The 18769-nt window shown below is 67.8% G+C and carries 16 protein-coding genes; 11 read left to right on the forward strand and 5 right to left on the reverse strand.

The genetic code is table 11. From position 1 onward, the window contains the following. Positions 1-77: 77 nt before the first annotated feature. Complete coding sequence (locus OOT46_RS03265; protein ID WP_265402150.1) at positions 78-1370, reverse strand: M16 family metallopeptidase; 1293 nt, start codon at positions 1368-1370, stop codon at positions 78-80. A 452-nt stretch (positions 1371-1822) separates the two neighbouring features. Here OOT46_RS03265 and OOT46_RS03270 point away from each other — a divergent pair, with 452 nt between their 5' ends. Continuing rightward, the gene (locus tag OOT46_RS03270) at positions 1823-2530 is read left to right on the forward strand and encodes a PEP-CTERM sorting domain-containing protein (protein WP_265402151.1); all 708 of its coding nucleotides are present in this window, start codon (positions 1823-1825) and stop codon (positions 2528-2530) included. Between the two features lie 434 nt (positions 2531-2964). Further along, positions 2965-3681 carry an alanyl-tRNA editing protein gene (locus OOT46_RS03275; protein WP_416136148.1) on the forward strand — a complete coding sequence of 239 codons (717 nt, stop codon included), beginning with the start codon at positions 2965-2967 and terminating at the stop codon, positions 3679-3681. A gap of 23 nt (positions 3682-3704) precedes the next feature. Here OOT46_RS03275 and OOT46_RS03280 read toward each other — a convergent pair whose 3' ends face one another. After that, the gene (locus OOT46_RS03280; protein ID WP_265402153.1) at positions 3705-4577 is read right to left on the reverse strand and encodes an AraC family transcriptional regulator; all 873 of its coding nucleotides are present in this window, start codon (positions 4575-4577) and stop codon (positions 3705-3707) included. 209 nt (positions 4578-4786) lie between these two features. Between OOT46_RS03280 and OOT46_RS03285 the strand changes: the two genes are divergently transcribed. Together OOT46_RS03285 and OOT46_RS03290 are read left to right on the forward strand one after the other, a co-directional pair. Next, the gene (locus tag OOT46_RS03285; RefSeq protein ID WP_265402154.1) at positions 4787-5476 is read left to right on the forward strand and encodes a TetR/AcrR family transcriptional regulator; all 690 of its coding nucleotides are present in this window, start codon (positions 4787-4789) and stop codon (positions 5474-5476) included. Further along, the gene (locus tag OOT46_RS03290) at positions 5473-7194 is read left to right on the forward strand and encodes an acyl-CoA dehydrogenase family protein (protein WP_265402155.1); all 1722 of its coding nucleotides are present in this window, start codon (positions 5473-5475) and stop codon (positions 7192-7194) included. Before OOT46_RS03285 ends, OOT46_RS03290 begins: the two co-directional genes overlap by 4 nt. 75 nt (positions 7195-7269) lie before the next feature. Here OOT46_RS03290 and norR read toward each other — a convergent pair whose 3' ends face one another. Then, positions 7270-8802, reverse strand: coding sequence for a nitric oxide reductase transcriptional regulator NorR (gene norR / locus OOT46_RS03295; protein ID WP_265402156.1), 1533 nt, complete (start codon positions 8800-8802; stop codon positions 7270-7272). A gap of 154 nt (positions 8803-8956) precedes the next feature. On the opposite strand from norR, the gene hmpA reads away from it, so the two are divergent. Then, positions 8957-10171 carry an NO-inducible flavohemoprotein gene (gene hmpA / locus OOT46_RS03300; RefSeq protein ID WP_265402157.1) on the forward strand — a complete coding sequence of 405 codons (1215 nt, stop codon included), beginning with the start codon at positions 8957-8959 and terminating at the stop codon, positions 10169-10171. A gap of 170 nt (positions 10172-10341) precedes the next feature. After that, complete coding sequence (locus OOT46_RS03305) at positions 10342-11199, forward strand: class I SAM-dependent methyltransferase (RefSeq protein ID WP_265402158.1); 858 nt, start codon at positions 10342-10344, stop codon at positions 11197-11199. Between the two features lie 21 nt (positions 11200-11220). Here OOT46_RS03305 and OOT46_RS03310 read toward each other — a convergent pair whose 3' ends face one another. Further along, the gene (locus OOT46_RS03310) at positions 11221-11511 is read right to left on the reverse strand and encodes a VF530 family protein (RefSeq protein WP_265402159.1); all 291 of its coding nucleotides are present in this window, start codon (positions 11509-11511) and stop codon (positions 11221-11223) included. 37 nt (positions 11512-11548) lie between these two features. Further along, positions 11549-12772: an alkaline phosphatase PhoX gene (locus OOT46_RS03315; protein ID WP_265402160.1), complete on the reverse strand. Its 1224-nt coding sequence runs from the start codon at positions 12770-12772 to the stop codon at positions 11549-11551. 511 nt (positions 12773-13283) lie between these two features. On the opposite strand from OOT46_RS03315, the gene OOT46_RS03320 reads away from it, so the two are divergent. From OOT46_RS03320 to OOT46_RS03340, 5 genes are all read left to right on the forward strand, one after another. After that, entirely contained in the window at positions 13284-14096 is an 813-nt protein-coding gene (locus OOT46_RS03320; RefSeq protein ID WP_265402161.1) for a TIGR04325 family methyltransferase, read from the forward strand. 248 nt (positions 14097-14344) lie between these two features. Continuing rightward, positions 14345-14587 carry a hypothetical protein gene (locus tag OOT46_RS03325; protein ID WP_265402162.1) on the forward strand — a complete coding sequence of 81 codons (243 nt, stop codon included), beginning with the start codon at positions 14345-14347 and terminating at the stop codon, positions 14585-14587. An 8-nt stretch (positions 14588-14595) separates the two neighbouring features. Further along, positions 14596-15792, forward strand: coding sequence for a PepSY-associated TM helix domain-containing protein (locus OOT46_RS03330; protein ID WP_265402163.1), 1197 nt, complete (start codon positions 14596-14598; stop codon positions 15790-15792). Positions 15793-15982: 190 nt separating this feature from the next. After that, positions 15983-17833 (forward strand): EAL domain-containing protein, encoded by a 1851-nt coding sequence (locus OOT46_RS03335; RefSeq protein ID WP_265402164.1) that lies wholly within the window; start codon positions 15983-15985, stop codon positions 17831-17833. A 40-nt stretch (positions 17834-17873) separates the two neighbouring features. After that, on the forward strand, positions 17874-18710 hold the full coding sequence (locus OOT46_RS03340; RefSeq protein WP_265402165.1) for a metallophosphoesterase: 837 nt from the start codon (positions 17874-17876) through the stop codon (positions 18708-18710). The last annotated feature ends 59 nt before the right edge of the window (positions 18711-18769 follow it).

Genomic DNA, 18769 nt, shown 5'->3' on the forward strand with positions numbered 1-18769 from the left:
CCGGCGCGGCGTGCCGCATGGCTGTCGAACAGCGTCGCCTGGTGCGTTTCTGCGGCTCGTTGACGCCGGGCGCCGTCTCAGCGCCGGTAGGCCGCGACCCGATCGCGCACCCGCTCGCTGCTCTGCTGGCCGACCTTGCCTGCGAGAGCGACCGAGACCGGGGAGGCCAGCATGCGCGCGAAGGCCTCGCGCACCTGGGCGGGCGTCACTGTCTGCAGGCGCTCGGTCAGCTCCTCCTGAGAGCGCACGCGCCCGTGCACGAACAGATCCTGGGCGGCCGTCTCCAGGCGCCCGTACGGCCGTTCCTGCGCCAGCAGGCTGCGCACGGCGAGCTGGTTGCGGGCGCGCTCCAGGCCGACCGGGTCGGTGGTCTCGGCATGCTGGGCCAGCAGGCTCATCACCTTGTCGAGCAGTTGGTCGACGTGCTCGGGCACCGTCGACGCCTCGATCACGAACTGCCCGCACACCTCCATCACGTCGGCCGAGCAGGCCGCGTGATAGACCAGGCCGAGCCGCTCGCGGATCTGGTCCATCAGGGGCGAGCTCATGCCCTCCCCGAACAGCGCCGCGGCCAGCAGGCTGGACGGGTCGTCGTCCTTGAGCGTCGGGATGGCATAGCCGAGCACCAGGTGGGACTGGCTGGAGCCGCCCAGGCGGCGCGAGCGGACGCCGCCGACATAGTCCGGCGGCACGACCTGGTGGGCGCTGCCGGCCGGCATGCTGCCGAAGGCGGCCTCGACGTCCTTCAGGATGGCGTCCGGATCGACCGGGCCGGCCACGCCGACGATGACATTGGCACCGGTGTACTGACGCTGCACATAGCCGACCAGGTCCTCACGCGTGAAGCGCTCGATGTTGCGCCGCGTGCCGATGATGGGCTGGGCCACCGGGTGGTTGCCGAAGCAGATCTTGTCGAACAGCTTGAACGCGGTGGACAGCGGGTCGTCGTCGTCCTCCATGTACTCCTGCAGGATGACCTGGCGCTCGCGCTCCAACTCGGCCTCGGGGAAGGTGCCGTTGCGCACGATGTCGCCCAGCATGTGCACGAAGCGCCGCGCGTCGTGCGCCAGGCCGCGCATGTGATAGGCGGTATGGTCCTTGTCGGTATGGGCGTTGACCTCCGCCCCGAGCCGCTCGGCATCGAGGTTGATCTGCTGGCAGTCGCGCTCGTGGGTGCCCTTGAAGGCCATGTGCTCGACCAGGTGGCTGATGCCGTTGAGCTGCAGGCTTTCGTGCTGGCTGCCGCTGCGCACGAACACGCTGACGCTGGCGCTGTGCAGGTGCGGCAACCTGAGGGTGAGGACGCGCACGCCGTTGCCGAGGGTGGCGACAAAGGTGTCGGAAAGGGAAGGGCTGGGGTCTGCTGTCATCGTGGAAACGTCGCGGCGCCAGGGGGCGCTGGCGGGAAGACCGGCAGGATACCTCAGCGCGCAGGGGCCCGCGGAAGCTGTCCTGGGAGACGGAGCGGCTTGCTTTTGCGCGTAATCTGCGCTGCGGTGGTTAGCACGCGAAACAGGGGTCGAAGCCGCCTTGATCTCCATTTCTCGCCGTCTAAACTGCTCCGAAGGTCAGATTTCCCCTGGCGATAGCGGAATATCGTCAGCCCAGGCAGTGATTCGAATGCCAAACGCCGCGGCCCTGTGAGCGGGGCTCGCCGGTGGTTGCCGATCCGGTGCTGAACGACCTTGGCCGATCACGCTCCTGAGTCCGCAGAACGCGGTCATGGGCACCGTATCGGCCGCGGAAAATCAAGCACGACGGTTCGGACCATCGCCCGAGCCGGGAGGGTGGCTGGCGCCTGCCGCCATTCAAGGAGTTTGTGATGACCCTCTCGAAAGCCATCGGTCCAGCCTTGCTGGTTTTGCTCGGAATACCTGCGTCAGCCAGCGCTGAAGACCTTCCATTGACCTTCCAGCGACTATCCGGACATGCCGGTGTGCGAACCACCGTTTTCCGTGCCGCCCTGACGCTCAGCAATCTCCAACGCATTCAGGCGGTCATCCTGGAGGATAGCGAGTCCGTGACCGGCGGCGGATATGGCCGGGCTTCGGGGTTCGACGTTGACGGCATCAAGATCTCATCGACATGGGCCGTTTCGGCCGCACAGGCCAGTGCAGCCCCGGCCCTGGACTTCTTCGACTTCAATACAGCCGAAACCTCGTTCACACCCGGCACCCAGCGGGCCCCCGTCGATGTCAAGCTGAACGGGACTGATGCGACGGGCAGTGCCGTCGATTTCGCTGCTGCCTCGCTGGCGGCCTTCGACGGCACCGGCATCATCAACCGTCCCGTCGGGGCGGCCACCGGGTCCATCAGTCTCGGCGACGGCGGGCGGCTCAGTTTCGATCTGACCTCGGACATCACTGCCGCCGCCTTGCCGCTGTATCTCTATGTCGGTGAGGCCATCACGGGTCCGGGCGAAGGCGTCAACGCTTTCATCACGGTGGTACCGGAACCGCAGACCTGGGCACTTTTTCTGGCGGGCGTGGCCGGTGTCGGGCTGGCTTCACGCCGGAGGCGACGCCACTGAGGCGGGGTGAGAGCCCGCGGACCCTCCGCGTCCTGCGGGGAGTCCGCGTCGCAGAAGCCATCTCTACCGCAACAACGACAACGTCGGGTGCCCAACTCCGGCTACCTTCGCGTCCTGAGGGGTGCTGCTTGTCGATGGCAACTCCTCAGGGCGGTCCTGAACTGCCGGCCAGGCGGCATATGTGTTCGATCAACTTGAGCCTTTGACCCGGCCGGACCGGCCCGCGCAGGCTGCCTGATCGCCCCCTCGCTGTACTTGTTTTTCCCCTCGTCCGTCACTATCCAGTTGCCTGTGCCACTTGCGCAGCATCGTCCAATACGTACAGCTCCCGCTTTTCATAATTCACTCTGCGCTGTACCCGCCGCGTCCTGGTCCGGCACCTTCCGGTGTTTGAGCTGGTGCGCTCGAATTTAAAAACTTGGGTGAGGTTGAATATGTCCCTGGGGCTTTGTCATTTGCATCCCGAATGTTTCGAGTTCCCTGCGTATGTCACGGAGCAGCGTGAAAATGCTGTGTGCCTCGACCGTTCATTCTTCTACCCAGGCGGCGGCGGGCAGTTGCCGGACCGCGGAGTGTTGCGGTGGGCGACAGGTCAGGCAGAGGTGATCGACATCAAAAGCATCGATGGAAAGGTGTGGCATGTGCTGAACCGGGAGGACTTGCCTACTCACAAGGTCGTCGGAATTGTAGACAAGTCTTTCCGCTTGATGATGTGTCAACTACATACCGACTTGCATATCCTGAATGCGATTGTCTTCAAGCATTTTCGTGGCGCGCTGGTAACAGGCGTTCAGATGGCCGAGGACGGTACGGCGCGAGTCGACTTTGATTTGCCGCAGGTTGCTAGCGCCGACTTGCGTGTTCTCGAGTCCGAAGTGAACTCGGTGATCGAGGCGGGATTGCCCGTCCGGGAGTTGTTTATGCCGCTGGACGTGGCGCTCGCCGAACCTGGATTAATCCGAAGTCGCTCCGTCGCGCCGCCTCCTCAAGCGGACGGGGGCGTGCGTATTATCGAGATTGAAGGACTTGACCGCCAGGCATGCGGGGGAACGCATCTGACTTCAACCTCCGATTCGGCGTTTATCCGAATCCTGAAAATAGAAAATAAGGGGCAACGAAACCGAAGGGTTCGAATTCGGCTCGATGCATGAATCCTCGTTTCTGCTCCACATGGTCATGGAGATGGTCGCTCAGGGCGGAATGGCGACGCGGGCTTCCTCAGCGTCCGTGTGAACTGACTGGGGGTGATACCGTAGACACGCTTGAAGTGGCGAACGAAATGGCTTTGATCAAAAAACCCGGACGATACGGCTGTTTCTGCGCTGCTCAAACCATTTTCCAGAAAACGTCGGGCCGCTTTCAGTCGTACTTGTACCAGGAAGGCGTAGGGAGATATGCCCCGATGTTTGCGAAACACGCGCAAAAAATAGAACTCGCTGAGCCGTGTCAGACGCGCCAGTTCTGCGATCGTGATGGGGGATGAAAAATTGGCTTGAATATATTCGACGGCAGAAGATACGGGCGACGCTTCATTGCCGAGCGTCTCTGGTTCGAACCGGGGCTCACCATGGTGTTCATGCAGGGCGTTTATTGCGTCGAGCAGACATGATTGTTTCTCAGCCGGATCCCGGCTTTCTTCGAAAACGGTGTGCGCGTGCTGCATCACGCGCGCGAGCCGCTGATCCTGGATGCAATTGTGATTGAAGTAAACCGGTGCCGCCTTCCTGTGCGACAGCGCCGTGGCGAGTGCCGCGATGCCCAAGTTATCGATATAGAAGGCGCGATACTGCCATCCTGGTTGCTCTATCGTGCCTCCCTGGTGCGCTTCGCCCGGGTTGTAGACCAGCAGTTGCCCCTTTGTCGACACGTCCGTTCCACGTTGCGTCACTGATTTGCCGGCGCCGTTCACGGTCACGGCAATGACCAATTCATCATGCGCATGGGGCGCATATTGAAAATTGCGAAAGTCTGCCTTGAGGAGGCTGATGCCAGCAAATTCGGGGTCGGTCCAATACTCCGAGTGATTGTGTGGATCCCTCCTGGCCATGCGCGTCACCCTTGGGGTCACAAAAATCTGAACTCTAGTTCATTCTTTTCCATACTTGCAACTGCAGGAGGTATCGGAGGTTGGACGCTTGCACTCGAGCCGCCAGCAAAGGCCCAGTCCCCGTCCGACCACCAGGCAAATATCGCAGTTGCAATGTGCCAAAGAGTGAATTAGTGTTCATGTCATCGTGAACCTGAGTTCATTTCTTCATGGTCTACCGCAAAACCGACACCGTTGAGGCACGTCTCGCAGACAACCGCAACCGTATCCTGACGGCGGCGCGTGCCTTGGTCAGCGAGGGTGGCTGGCGAGAGGCTCAAGTCAGCCATGTTGCCGCCGCAGCGGGCTTGGCGACCGGGACGGTGTACCGCTACTTCCCCTCAAAAGCCGACCTGTTTGTCGAGGTGCTGTCGGCCGTGTCTCAGCGCGAGGTCGATGTCGTGGACACCATTGCCAATGGCCCCGAGCCGGCGGTCCTGCGGCTGCATGCCGCCGTGGCGGCTTTCGTCAAGCGTGCCATGCGGAACCGGCGATTGGCATACGCCCTGATCGCCGAGCCTTGCGACCCGGAAATCGATCAAGCCCGCCTGGCCTACCGGCACGCGATCAGCAGGCAGATCATGCGCATCGTCCGCGATGGCCAGGAAGCCGGTGACTTCCGAGCAGACATCGACGTCAGCATCGCGGCGACGGTCATCGTCGGTGGGTTCATGGAAGGCCTGATCGGGCCGCTATCGCCGCTCAACACCGACTTCGAAGCGGCCGAGGTTCAGAACATCGAACGTGTGCGTGAGCTCGCCGGCCGCATCGCCGACCTCTGCTGCGCAGCAGTGTCTACATCACCCGGGACGTCCACTTCCGTTCACGGGCTCGCCACTTCCCCGCCGAGGCAAGCATGAATGCCCCCGACACATCGGAACCGCTACCGCCAGTTGAACCGACCCCTGATTGTCGCGTCACGCACATCGTCAAGAACCAGGCACGCGCGGCGACCGGGTTCAACGCCTTCGACGGCGACGCCGTTCTTGCCGCTGCGATTGAACGCGAGGCGCCCTGGGCTGCAGGCCGCTGTTCCGCTCTCGGGAGCTTGGCGGGCGAGGAAGACGTTCAGGAGTTGGCTCGACTCGCCAACCAGAACCCGCCCCAACTCAAGACGCACGACCGTTACGGCAACCGGATCGATTGGGTGGAGTTCCACCCGGCTTGGCATGAGTTGATGGATCTGGCCTGGAAGCACGAAGTGCACTCGCTGGCTTGGAGCTCGGCGGGCCCGCAGCCCCACTTTGCGCGTGCCGTGCTGTCCTATCTTTGGAACCAGGTCGAGCATGGCACCGGCTGTCCCGTAGGCCAGGCCTACGCCGCCTACTCGGGCTTCAAGGCCGAGCCCGCGTTGAAGATCTGGGCTGAGAAGGTCCGTGGCACACAGTACGAGTTCAGCCGGCGGGAGGTCGCACAGAAGTCCGCTGTGGTGATCGGTTTCGCGATGACAGAGAAGCAAGGCGGGTCTGACCTGCGGGAAACCCAGACGACCGGTGTCTTCTCGCATGCCTCCGACTACCACGGCGCGACCGCCCTCTGGTACGAGTTGTCGGGCCACAAGTGGTTTTGCTCGCTGCCACAGTCGGATGGCTTCTTCACGCTGGCCAAGGTGGCGGGCGAAATCACCTGCTTCTTTTTGCCGCGCACCTTGCCGGACAACACGCACAACCGGTTTTTCATACAGCGGCTGAAGGACAAGTGCGGCAACCGGTCCAACGCTTCCAGCGAGATCGAGTACAGCGGCAGCCTGGCCATCCGCGTAGGAGCCGAAGGTGCCGGCATTCGCGAGATCCTTTCACACGCCCACCTGACCCGGCTGGATTTCGCCATAGGGTCCGCAGGCCTGATGCGTCAAGCGCTGACACTGGCTCTGAACCACACCGGTACGCGCAAGGCCTTCGGTGTGCGCTTGGCACGACAACCGATGATGGCCAATGTACTCGCCGACATGGCCGTCGAAGTTGAAGCAGCGACCCTGCTGGCATTGCGTGTGGCGAAGGCGACGGACCATATCGGAAGCGACGAGCAGGAAACGGCGTTCGCCCGTGTCGCCACCCCCATCGCGAAGTTCCTCAACTGTTCCCGAGCTCCTGCCATTGCCTATGAAGCGGTGCAGTGCCACGGCGGCAACGGGTTCATCGAAGAAAACCCGATGGCGCGGATCTACCGAGAAGCACCGCTCAACAGCATCTGGGAGGGCACGGCGAACATGATGTGCATGGACGTCCGCCGTGCATTGATGAAGGACGGGAACTGCCGTGCGGCCTTGCTGGCGGAGTTCAGATCTCTTCGCGGTTTCAACAGGCAGTTCGATGCTTTCATTGAGCGCCTCGACCCTTTGCTCGAGGGCATGTTGCACGACGAGTTCCTGGCACGGCCGGCCTGCGAAGCGCTGGCCCGAGCCATCCAAGGCGTACAGCTGATTCGACACTCCACCGATGAGGTGGTGCGCTGCTTCTCGGAGACGCGCTTGAGTTCGGTTTCCGGCATCTCGGGCTCACTGCTCGGAACCCTGGGGGCGTCGATCGGCAAGGCACAGGTCGACGCCATCGTCGACCGTGCTCACGTTATTCACTGATGGATGCGAAAGGAGGTGAAACATTCCCGGAGTTGAACGGTGTCGGCCCCCCGCGCTGGTTCGAGGTCCGACTCCCTAGGCCGGCCGGCGGGTCGGCTTCAAGAGGCCCAGCCGTCGGGCCAGGCGGTGGAAGTTGCTGCGATCCATGCCGGCTTCGCGCGCGACACCGGCCAGCGAGCCCCCGTGTCGCATCAGCGCCGTTTCGATCCACTGGCGCTGAAACGCCTCGGTGGCCTCGCGCAGCGTCTTGCCGCTTGTCGCGGCTGCGACCGGGCGGCCTGTGACGGCCTCGGGCGCGGCCGCGGTGGTCGGCTCCGACAAACCGAGGTGGCGCGGCTCTATGCTCACCCAGCGGACCGTGCGGCCTTGCTCGGCCACCGCGCGCAAGGCCGCTCGCGCGATCACGTGTTCCACCTCCCGCACATTGCCTGGCCAGGGCTGGCCCAGCAAGGCGGCCTTGGCGGCCGGTACCAGGCGCAGGTTGCGGGCGCCCAGGCGGTGCTGGTTCTCTTCGAGGAAGCCGCCTGCCAGCGCGAGCACGTCGCGGCCGCGCTCGCGCAGCGGCGGCACCCGCAGCGGGAACACCGACAAGCGGTGGTAGAGATCGGCGCGGAAACGCCCGGCCGCGACCTCGGCCGCCAAGTCGCGGTTGGTGGCTGCGATCACGCGCACGTCCACGTGCAGCAGCGCGTCGCTGCCCGGGCGCTGCAACTCGCCGCTCTGCAAAGCCCGCAAGAGTTTGGCCTGCACGGTGACCGGCAGTTCGCCCACCTCGTCGAGGAAAAGCGTGCCGCCGTCGGCCAGCTGGAACCTGCCAGCGCGGTCCTGCGTCGCGCCTGTGTAGGCGCCTTTGCGATGCCCGAACAGCTCGCTGTCGGCCAAGGTCTCGGGCAGGGCGGCGCAGTTCACCTGGACCAGCGGCTGGTCGCGGCGCGCCGACAGCGCGTGCAGCCGCTGGGCCACCAGGTCCTTGCCGACACCGGTCTCGCCAATGACGAGCACCGTCAGATCCGTGGCGGCCACCGTGTCGATTTCGCGCTTGAGCTGCAGCATCGCGGCGCTCTTGCCGACCAGCTCGCGCAGCACCGGATCGCCGCGCTGCAGGGTCCGGGCCAGCAAACGCTCGCGCCGGGCTTCCTCGGCCAGCCGGGCGATGGTCCGGATGGACTCGATGCCGGACTCCATCAGGCCCGCCAGCGCGCGCAGCTGTGCCGGTCCGACGGCATCGAAACTGCCCGGCGTCAACGCGTCGAGCGTGAGCAGCCCCCACAGGCGGCCCTCGATATGCAGGGGCGCTCCCATGCAGTCATGCACCGGCAGGATCTCGGGCTGGCCCTCCACCAGGCCGTCATAGGGGTCCGGCAGGCCGCAGTCCGCGGCAAAGCGCAGCCCGGTGGGCGAGGCCAGCAGCTGCGCCAGCCGGGGATGGGCCTCGGGCCTGAAGGCGCGGCCCAGCGTCTCTTCGCTCAGCCCATCCACCGCAACCGGCCGCAGCACGCCGTCGGCGAGCCGCAGCAGCGCCAGGGCGTCGCAGGGCACCACCGCTCGCGCCGAGGCCAGCAGCTGGCGGTAGCGTTGCTCTTCTGAAAGAGAAGGAGAGGTCGTCATGACTGCATTGTGGTCCATAGGACCACATTCCGCTGTGGTCACTACCACAACATCGACGTGCGGTATTGCCTTAAATCAAGGACTTGCGAGCATCCCGGCGCTGGCCCGCATCTTGAAATAGAGCAAGCACCACAACTCGTCCGGAGGACCCTCGATGCTCAGCGAGCAGACCATTCGCCTCGTGAAGGCCACCGTGCCCGTGCTGCAGCAGCACGGCGAAGCCATCACGGCGCACTTTTATCCCCTGATGTTCCGCACCCACCCGGAGGTGAAGAGCTTCTTCAACGAGGCCCATCAGGCCGAGGGCACCCAGGCCCGTGCGCTGGCGCGTGCAGTGCTTGCCTATGCCACGCATATCGACCGTCTCGATGCACTCGTCGGGGAACTGCCGCGCATCGTGCAGAAGCACGTCTCGCTCGGTGTGGCGCCTGAACACTACCCGGTGGTGGGCCGCTGCCTGCTGGCGGCCATCAAGGAGGTGCTGGGCGACGCCGCCACCGACGACATCATGGCGGCCTGGGCTGAGGCCTATGGAGCGCTCGCGGATCTTCTGATCGCGGCCGAGTCCCAGGTTTACCGCGACAAGGCGGCCCAGCCGGGCGGCTGGCAGGGCACCCGCAGTTTCCGTGTGGCGCGCAAGCAGGCCGAGAGCGAGCTGATCACCTCCTTCTATCTCGAACCCGCCGACGGCGGGCCGCTGCTCGCCTTCCAGCCGGGTCAGTACCTGACCCTGGTGCTGACGCTGGACGGCGAGACGCTGCGGCGCAACTACTCGCTGTCGGACGCACCCGGCAAGCCCTGCTACCGCATCAGCGTGAAGCGGGAGGAAGGCGGCCGCGTGTCCACCTGGCTGCATGACCATGCCGAGGCGGGCACCGAACTGCAGGTCCAGCCGCCCTGCGGCGACTTCGTGCTGGACCCCGAGGCGCCGCGCGAGCGCCGGCTGCTCCTGGTCACCGGCGGCGTCGGCATCACGCCGGCCGTGTCGATGCTGGAAGCCGCCGCGCCGACCGGGCGCCCCATCCATTTCGTGCACGCCGCGCGGCACGGCGGCGTGCATGCGTTCCGCGCCCGGGTGGAGCAGCTGGTCGAGCAGCATCGCAATGTGCGCGCGGTGTTCATCTACGAGCAACCCAGGGCGCAGGACCGGGCAGACGCCACGGGCCGCTTGACCCGGGCGCTTCTGGCACGCGAGCTGCCGGCTGACCGAGACGTGGACCTGTATTTCCTCGGGCCCAAGCCTTTCATGCAGGCCGTGCACGACATGGCCCTGGCGCTGCAGGTGCCCGCGCAGCGGCTGCGCTACGAGTTTTTCGGGCCCCGGGACGTGTTCGAGAGCGCGGCCGGCGAGCAAGGCACGCCGGTCTGAGGCTGCCGGGGGCGCGCGCGCCGCCCCCTGGCACGCTGCTCGGCCGAGGGCGGGCGGCGAGACCAGTACTTACGTGCTCGTCCCCGCGCGCCGAGCCGGCTGCCTACCATGGCGCTCGATCCGAGACACCGTTCGAGGCCTGCACAACGCGGGCCGAAGGAGGAGACCGCATGGAAGAAACCCGCCCCAGCCGCACCGCTTGGCGTGTGGCGACACTGCGCGCCCAGCATCAGCTGCTCGACGACGAGCCCAAGGTGTTTGTCGACCCGGTCTCGCTGCGCATCCTGGGCGAGCAGGAAGCGGCCAGGCTGCGCCGCGCCCCGGGGCGCCCCAGGGGCAAGATGGCGCGACGCATCCGCGCCGACGTGGTGGCACGCAGCCGCATCGCCGAGGAGGCGCTGGACGAGGCGGTGCGGCGCGGCGTGCGGCAGTACGTCGTGCTCGGGGCGGGACTCGACACCTTCGCCTATCGCAACCCCTATCCGGCGTCGCAACTGCGGGTCTTCGAGGTCGACCATCCGGCCACGCAGGCCTGGAAGCGGCAACTGCTGGACCAGGCGGGCATCGAGATCCCGGCGTCACTGACCTTCACGCCGGTGGACTTCGAATCGCAGACCCTGGCCGAGCGCTTGCGGGCTGCCGGCTGGCGGGCCGAGGAGCCGGTGTTTTTCTCATGGTTGGGCGTCACGGTCTACCTGACGCCGGCCACCGTGAGGGGGACCCTGCAATGGATCGCGCAGTCCACCGCGCGCGGCAGCGGCATCGTGTTCGACCACCTCGTGCCGCCGGCCTCGATGCGACCGGGCGAGCGCTGGGCCTCGCGGCTGGTGGCCTGGCGCTGCGCCTGGATGGGCGAACCCTGGCATTCCTACTTCGACGCCGGTCCGCTGATGCAGGAACTGCACGACATGGGCTACGCCCAGATCGAGTCGCTGGGCGCCCGGGAGATCAACGGTCGGCTGTTCGGCGGCCGCGTCGACGACCTGCGCTTCAGCCGCATGCTGCGCCTGATGAAGGCGCAGGTGTGAGGCGGCCGGCGCTGCGCCGCGTCAGGGCGGAAGGTCCCCGTCCGGCGGTCGCCGTGGCGCCGCAGCGGCCTGGCGGGCCTGCTCGCGCAGCATGAAAAGGTAGAGGCTCTCGACCTTGGTCCGCGCCCACGGCGTGCGGCGCAGGAACTGCAGGCTGGAGCGCACGCTGGGATCGCTCGTGAAGCAGCGGATGGCGATGCGGCGGCCCAGCCCGGGCCAGCCGAAAAACGCCACCAGCTCGGTCAGGATCTGCTCCAGCGTCTTGCCGTGCAGCGGGTCTTTGGAAACGGCGGGGTGCATCCCTCGCATCATGCCCCGTTTCTGCGCCAGCGCCCCGGCCGGTGCGCGCTCAGGCGCCCTGGAAGGGGCCGCGCACCTCGTAGGTCAGTCCGAGCCCGTGGGTGCCGCGCTGCGAGCTGAAGTACAGGCGTGTGCCGTCGGGCGAGAAGGCCGGGCCGGTGATCTCCGAATCGTCGTGGCCTTGCACCTGCACGATGGGGGCGACGCTGCGGTCGGGCCCGATGACGCAGATCTGCATGTCGCCGCCGTCCTCCGCGACGTAGAGCTCGCCGCGAGACGAGACCACCAGGTTGTCCACCCCCGAGAGGATCGGGTCGGGCGCGGTGCCGGCGTCGTAGACGATGTCGAGGCGGTCGCTCGCAGTGTCGAGCGCCCAGACCCGGTTGTCGCCCTTGGTCGTGAAGTAGACCTGCCCGGCGTGGAACCAGATGCCCTCGCCGCCGTTGAAGGGGCTGCTTTCGCGCACCTGGCGCCGCGTTCGGATGCCCCAGGCGCGCGGGTTGGGGTTGGGCAGCGGCAGCCAGTCGATCTGGAAGGGGGCGGCCGCGCCGTTGCGGCGCGCCACCTCCAGCCGTCCCCGGCTGAGATCGCCGGGGACGGCCGGACGGAAGCGGTAGAGCCGGCCGTCGGCCTTGTCCTCGGTCAGGTAGAGGAAGCCGCTGCGGGTGTCGACGGTGACCGCCTCGTGGTCGAACCAGCCGAGCGCGTCGCGGGCCACCGCGGGCCGCTCCCCGGTGGGGTCGCATTCGAGCACCCGCCCGCGGTCGGTCTCCTCGCAGGTCAGCCAGGTGCCCCACGGCGTGGGGCCCCCCGCGCAATTGCGCTCGGTTTCGCTGCAGATGCGCCGGGCGCCGCGTATCTCGCCGTTCGCGTCGAAGCGGATCGCGCCGACGCCGCCCGCGCCGAGCGGGAGCTCCGAGTTGGAGACATAGATCCAGCCGCCGTCTCCCATCGGGAAGGTGGCGCCACCGTCGGGCGCGGCGTGCCAGAGGTGCAAGGTGCCGGATACGAAGTGGCCGCTGCGCGCGATCACCCGCGAGCTGAAGCCGGCGGGCAGGCGCAGCCCGTCGGCATTGGGCGGCAGCAGCTCGCCGAAGCCGCCGGGCGCGACGATACGCTGCAGGCCCTGGTCCAGCCGGGGGTTGGCAGGCGTGGCGGGCAGCCCCTGGGCCCAGGCGGCGGCCGGACCCAGGGCCAGCAGGCCGCCGGCGAACAGGGATTGACGCAGGAACTCGCGCCGCGCGGCAGGCGCGGACGGGCAGGAATCGGTCATAGAAAAAGATCTCCAACGTGGGTGGAGCCGGCCTCGGCGCAGGCGCTCGGGCCGGTTCCTTTCGAGCGAGGCGCAGGACCTCGGGGAACGGCGAGCCGGCAGTCTGCGTTGCCGTTCGGCCCTGCGCCAGTCCTGGGGACACCGAACACAGGTTTTTAGCGGCTGTCACCGAAACGTCGTGCGAACTGTGCTTGCGCCGCGTCCGGGTGGCGGCTCGCAGTGCAGGGCAGGGGGCGGTGCCGGTGATCGAGAAGACGAAGACCTGAGACATCGGGGAGGGCGGAGCGAGCAGGCCGCCCCGCATTCGCGGGGGGCGGGCGCCGCAGGCCCTGGTGAGCCCGCCGCCCCGTCCTAGACTGCTTCCTTGAGTGGCACTCACTTCTTGAAGTCATCCCGCCGGTGACGATCTTTCGGCGGCTTCTCTACGGGCGATTCCAGTGAGCCGCCATGGGAGGTCCGGGCGCCTTCCGCGCCGCGAGACGCACGATCCACACCACCAGGGAGAGAGTTGATGAGCGCCTACCAGGCCCTCCGCCAGACCGCCCGGGTGCTCGGCGCCGTGCCGGGCATCCGCCACGCGCGACAGGTCGCCTACCGGCGGCGCTTCCTGCAGAACGAAAACCGCAATCTGTTCCTCGGCGTCTATCCGAGCTTCGAGGAAGCGGCCCGCCGCGCACCCCCGGTGCGCCCGCTGGGTTATGACAACCCGCACTCGGCGCGGATGTACGCGCCCTGCGTCTACTCCTACGACTACGCGGCGATGTTCTGGCTCGATCGCTCCTTCGCCGAGGGCCTGCGCAGCGTGTTCGACCTGGGCGGCCACGTCGGCATCAAGTACCACGCCTTCCGGCCCCACATGGCCTATCCGCAGGACCTGCGCTGGACCGTCTGCGACGTGCCGGCCGTGGTCGAACGCGGCCGCCAGATCGCCGCCGCGCAGGGGCACAACCCGCAGCTGCGCTTCACGACCGACTTCAGCGAGGCCAGCGGCACCGACGTGTTGTTCGCCTCCGGCAGCCTGCAATACCTCCCGCAGACGCTCGGTCAACTGCTCGGGCAACTGGCGGCGCTGCCGCGCCGCATCATTCTCAACATCACCGCGGTCCACCCCACGCGGAGCTACATCACGCTCAACAGCATAGGCACCGCCTTCTGTCCCTACCGGGTGGTCGCCCGCGAAGAGCTGCTGGCCGACTTCAAGGCGCACGGCTATCTGCAGCACGACGCCTGGGAGAACGCTGGCAAGACGCTGGTGCTGCCCTTCGTGAAAGGCCTGGACCTCGAGTCCTACAGCGGTTTCTGCTTCGACCTCCAAAGCGGCTGAACCCGCGTCCATCCAGAGACGGCCTCGGCCCAAGGCCGAGGCCGTCTTCTTTCGTCTTCCGACGTGAGGCCGTGGTGCCGTGCGGGTCCGAAGCCGGCATGGCATGGTGCAGCGCAGCGGCTTTTCGTTAGAATGCGAATCAATCGCATTTCTGCTTAACAAATGTTCTTGCTTCCATGGACAGGGCGAGGCGCGGCCCAGCGCGCCAGGCGTTGCGGGGATCTGTCATGAGGTCCCCCGGACGGAGCTTGTGGCGATGGCCGATCGCTCTCGGTCTGCTGAGCGCAAGCGGCCTGCTGAGCGCCCTGGTGTCCGACGGCTGGGGTGACGCCTGGTCCTGGCTGGCGCTGGGCGTCCCGGTGCTCGTGATGGCATGGTTCGGGCTGCGCCGCCCAGCCCGCTGCGCCGAGGCCTCCGACCCGGGCGGCGCTTCGACGCCCGCCGCCGCAGGGTCCGCCGCCTTCCTGCCCGATTCCCGCACCCCCTCCTGACACCCATCATGCAAAGCGCCCGCGCCCTCAAGACCTGGTCCTGGCTGCACAAGTGGAGCAGCCTGGTCTGCACCGTGTTCATGCTGCTGCTGTGCATCACCGGGCTGCCGCTGATCTTCCACCACGAGATCGAGCACCTGCTCGGCACCGAGGTCGAGCCTCCGGCCATGGCGGCCGACGCGCCGCGCGCCAGCCTCGACCGGGTGCTCGACGTGGCGCGCTCGCGCCACCCCGACCGGCTGGTGCAGTTCGCGTCGCCCGACGAGGACGACGACCGGGTCTGGTTCGTCACGCTGACGCACACGCCGGAGCCGACCGACGACTTCCGCTCGGTCGCGGTGGACGCGCGGAGCGCCGAAGTGCTGGCCCAGCCGCGCTTCGACGAAGGGTTCATGTACGTGATGTTCAAGCTGCACGTCGACCTCTTCGCGGGGCTGCCGGGCAAGCTGTTCCTCGGCCTGATGGGGCTGCTGCTGCTGGTGGCCATCGTGACCGGCGTGGTGCTGTACGCTCCCTTCATGCGCAAGCTGCCATTCGGCGAGGTGCGGCACGACCGCTCGCCGCGGGTCAAGTGGCTGGACCTGCACAACCTGCTGGGCATCGTCACGCTGGTGTGGGCGCTGGTGGTCGGTGCCACCGGCATGATCAACACCTGGGCCGACCTGCTGATCAAGTACTGGCAGCACGACCAGCTGAGCGCGCTGCTGGCGCCCTATCAGGGCCGGCCGGTTGTGCCGCAGGCCGAGCGCGCCTCGGTGCAGCGCGCGCTGGAGGCCGCGAAGGCCCGGGCGCCGGGCATGAAGCTGTCCTTCATCGCCTTTCCCGGCACGGCCTTCTCCAGCCCGCACCACTACACCTTCTTCCTGCGCGGCGAGGAGCCGCTGACCTCGAGGCTGCTGCAGCCGGTGCTGGTGGACGCGAGAACCGCGCAGGTGACGGCCGCGCCGCACATGCCGTGGTACCTCGATGCCTTGCTGGTCTCGCAGCCGCTGCACTTCGGCGACTACGGCGGCATGCCGATGCAGATCCTCTGGGCCCTGCTCGACATCGCGACCATCGTCGTGCTGGGCAGCGGGCTCTACCTCTGGCTCAAGCGCAAGCAGCCGCGCAGCCTCGCCGAGGTGCCCGGGGTCACGCTGTCCGACGCAAGCGCGCCCGGGGCGGCCGCCGTGCCCGCGGGTGCCGCGCGCCAGGGCGCGACCTGAACCTCGGCGGCGCCCGAGCCAGCGGCGCCGACGGCCCTCGCCGTCCCGATAAGGGCAGAGCGCGCGGGGGCATCCGCAGGGTGGCAGGATAGGGGGCGATGTACACAGAGCTTGGCCAGCCTCTCAGACCCACCGGAAGCGGCTCCGCGGCGCTCGTGGTCGCGCGCGGCCCGACCCCGGGAGCCCGGCGATGAGCGGGCCGCGGTCGGCCCCGGACCCCGAGCGCGCCGGGGACCCAGCGGCGCCCGGCGTCCCGGCCGGTCCCGAAGACGAGCACCTTGCCGCGCGCCGCGCTGCCGAGGCCGCGGCCGAAGCGCTGGCCGCCGCCAACACGGTCCTGAGCGCCCGGAAGGACGCGCTGCAGGCCACGCTCGACGCCATCGCCGACGCCGTCGTATCGACCCATGCCGACGGATGCGTCGCGTCGATGAACCCGGCGGCCGAACGGCTGATCGGCATGCCGGAGGATCTCGCCCTCGGGCGGCCGCTGCTGCAGCTGGTCCGTCACCTCGACACCTCGACACACTACCCGCACGCTTCGCCGGTGTCGGAGTGCATCGGCAGCGGCGCGGTGGTGCGCAATGTCCAGCCCTACACCCTGCAGCGTGGCGACGGCAGCGAGCGGCTGGTCACCGACAGCGCGGCACCGCTGCGCGCCGCCGATGGACGTGTCACCGGCGTGGTCTGGCTGTGTCGCGACCTGACGGAGCAGCACTCGACCTCGGATCGGCTGCTCCATGGCTGGGCGCAAGACAGTCTGACGGCCCTGGCCAACCGCACCGAGTTCGAGCGTTGCCTGGTCCAGGCAACGGCCGGCGGCGGGCTGGTGTGCCACCTCGACCTGGACCAGTTCAAGATCGTCAACGACACGCTGGGCCACGTCGCCGGCGACGAACTGCTGCGGCAGGTCGCGGGGCTGCTGCGCAGCGGCGTGCGGCAGACCGACACGCTGGCACGGCTGGGCGGCGACGAGTTCGGGCTGCTGCTGCCCGGCTGCCCGGTGCCGCGCGCCCGCGACATTGCCGAGGCGCTGCGCGAACGGGTCGCGTCCTTCCGCTTCGACTGGGCCGGGCAGCGCCATGCGGTCAGCCTCAGCGTGGGCATGGCCGAGCTGGAGGCCGGCGGGGATGTCTCGGGCGTCCTGAGCCATGCCGCGCTGGCCTGCCAGGCGGCCAAGGAAGGCGGGCGCAACCGGGTGGTCCTGTTCGACGACAAGGACCCGCTGTGGCAGCACCGGAAGATCGAGATGGGCTGGGTGCCGCGCATCCGCCGCGCGCTGGACGAAGACCGTTTCACGCTGTTTTTCCAGCCCATCGTCGCCACCGCCGGCGGGCCGAGCAAGATCCTGCGCGGCGAGCTGCTGTTGCGCCTGCACGACGAGGCCGGCCGGCTGCTCGGGCCGGGCGCCTTCATTCCCGCCGCCGAGCGCTTCCAGCTGATGCCGGCGCTCGACCGCTGGGTGGTGCGCAAGGCGGTCGCGTGGCTTCAAGAGTTGCCCGGCGTGGCCGCCTCGGTGAACATCTCGGGCCAGTCGCTTTCGGACGCCGACTTCCTGGCCCACGTGGTGCAGCAGTTCGAAGACACCGGGCTGGAGCCGCGGCGCGTGTGCCTCGAGATCACCGAGACCGCTGCCATCGGCAATCTCGCGGCCGCCCTGCATTTCATCCAGCGACTGCGGGCCCTGGGCGTGCGCTTTGCGCTGGACGACTTCGGCGCCGGGCTGTCCTCCTTCGCCTACCTCAAGACCCTGCCGGTGGACTACGTCAAGATCGACGGCTCCTTCGTCAAGAGCCTGGTCGAGGACCCGGTGAACCGCGCCATCGTCGAGTCCATCCACCGCATCGCCCGCCTGTCGGGCCTGCAGACCGTGGCCGAGTGGGTCGAGAGCGAGGCCGTGCTCGAGGCGCTGCGGCAGATCGGCGTCGACCATGCGCAGGGCTGGGGGGTGGGCAAGCCGGTGCCCATCGAGAGTGTCGCGGCCTTGCACGGCGGGGTGCAGCTGGGCAGGCTCGCGGCGGGTCCGGCCGAGGGCGGCACCTGAGCCGCGCCTTGAACTGCCAGGCCGTAGACTGGCAGGCCTCATGCGCCTACAGATCCTTTCCGACCTTCACCTCGAAGCCGCGCCCGGCTTCACCGCCCGGGCGGTTCCCGGCTGCGAGGTCCTGGTGCTCGCCGGTGACATCGGCTCCTACCAGGCCGGCTCGCGGCTGCCGGGCACCGACTTCGGCCTCGGCCGCTTCTCGCCGCGCCGCGGCGCGCCCTGGCCCACGGTGCTCTACGTGCCCGGCAACCACGAGTACGACGGCCTCGAGTTCGACGCCACCCATGCGCGCCTGCGCGAGCTCTGCGACACGCTGGGCATCGTCTGGCTGGAGCGCGAGACCTTCACGGCAGGATCGGTCCGTTTTGTCGGCACCACGCTCTGGGCCGACTTCGACGCCCTGGCGCAGCAGGGCGGCGGCCCGCGTGATGCCGAGGCCGCGCTGCGGCAGCGCGGCAAGGCGTTCCGCGCCGCCAACTATTACCTCAGCCGCAACACGACACTGCGCCAGGGGCGGCCCCTGCTGGCCGAAGCAATGCGGGAGCTGGCGCTGCAGTGCCAGGACTGGTTGCGTCAGGCGCTCGCCACGCCCTTCGAGGGCAGCACGGTGGTCGTGACGCATTTCGCGCCCAGCCTGCGCAGTGCCGACCCGCGGTACGGCCTGGTGCCCGGCACCGCCGGCTTCTGCAATTCCCTCGACGCGCTGTTCGAGCACGCCGACTACTGGATCCACGGACACGTGCACTGCCGCACTGACTACGAGGTGGAGCGCCCCGGCCGGCGGCCCTGCCGCGTCGTCGGCAACCCGCTGGGCTATGAGCACAAGGGCGAGCAGGCGGCCTACCGCGAGGACTTTTGCCTGTTTGTGCCCGATTGAGGGGCGCGGCCGCAGCCGGCAGGCTCAAGCCCCGCGCCGCGGCGCCGATATGCCGGTAC

The organism is Aquabacterium sp. A7-Y, assembly GCF_026153205.1.
GTDB lineage: Bacteria > Pseudomonadota > Gammaproteobacteria > Burkholderiales > Burkholderiaceae_C > Caldimonas.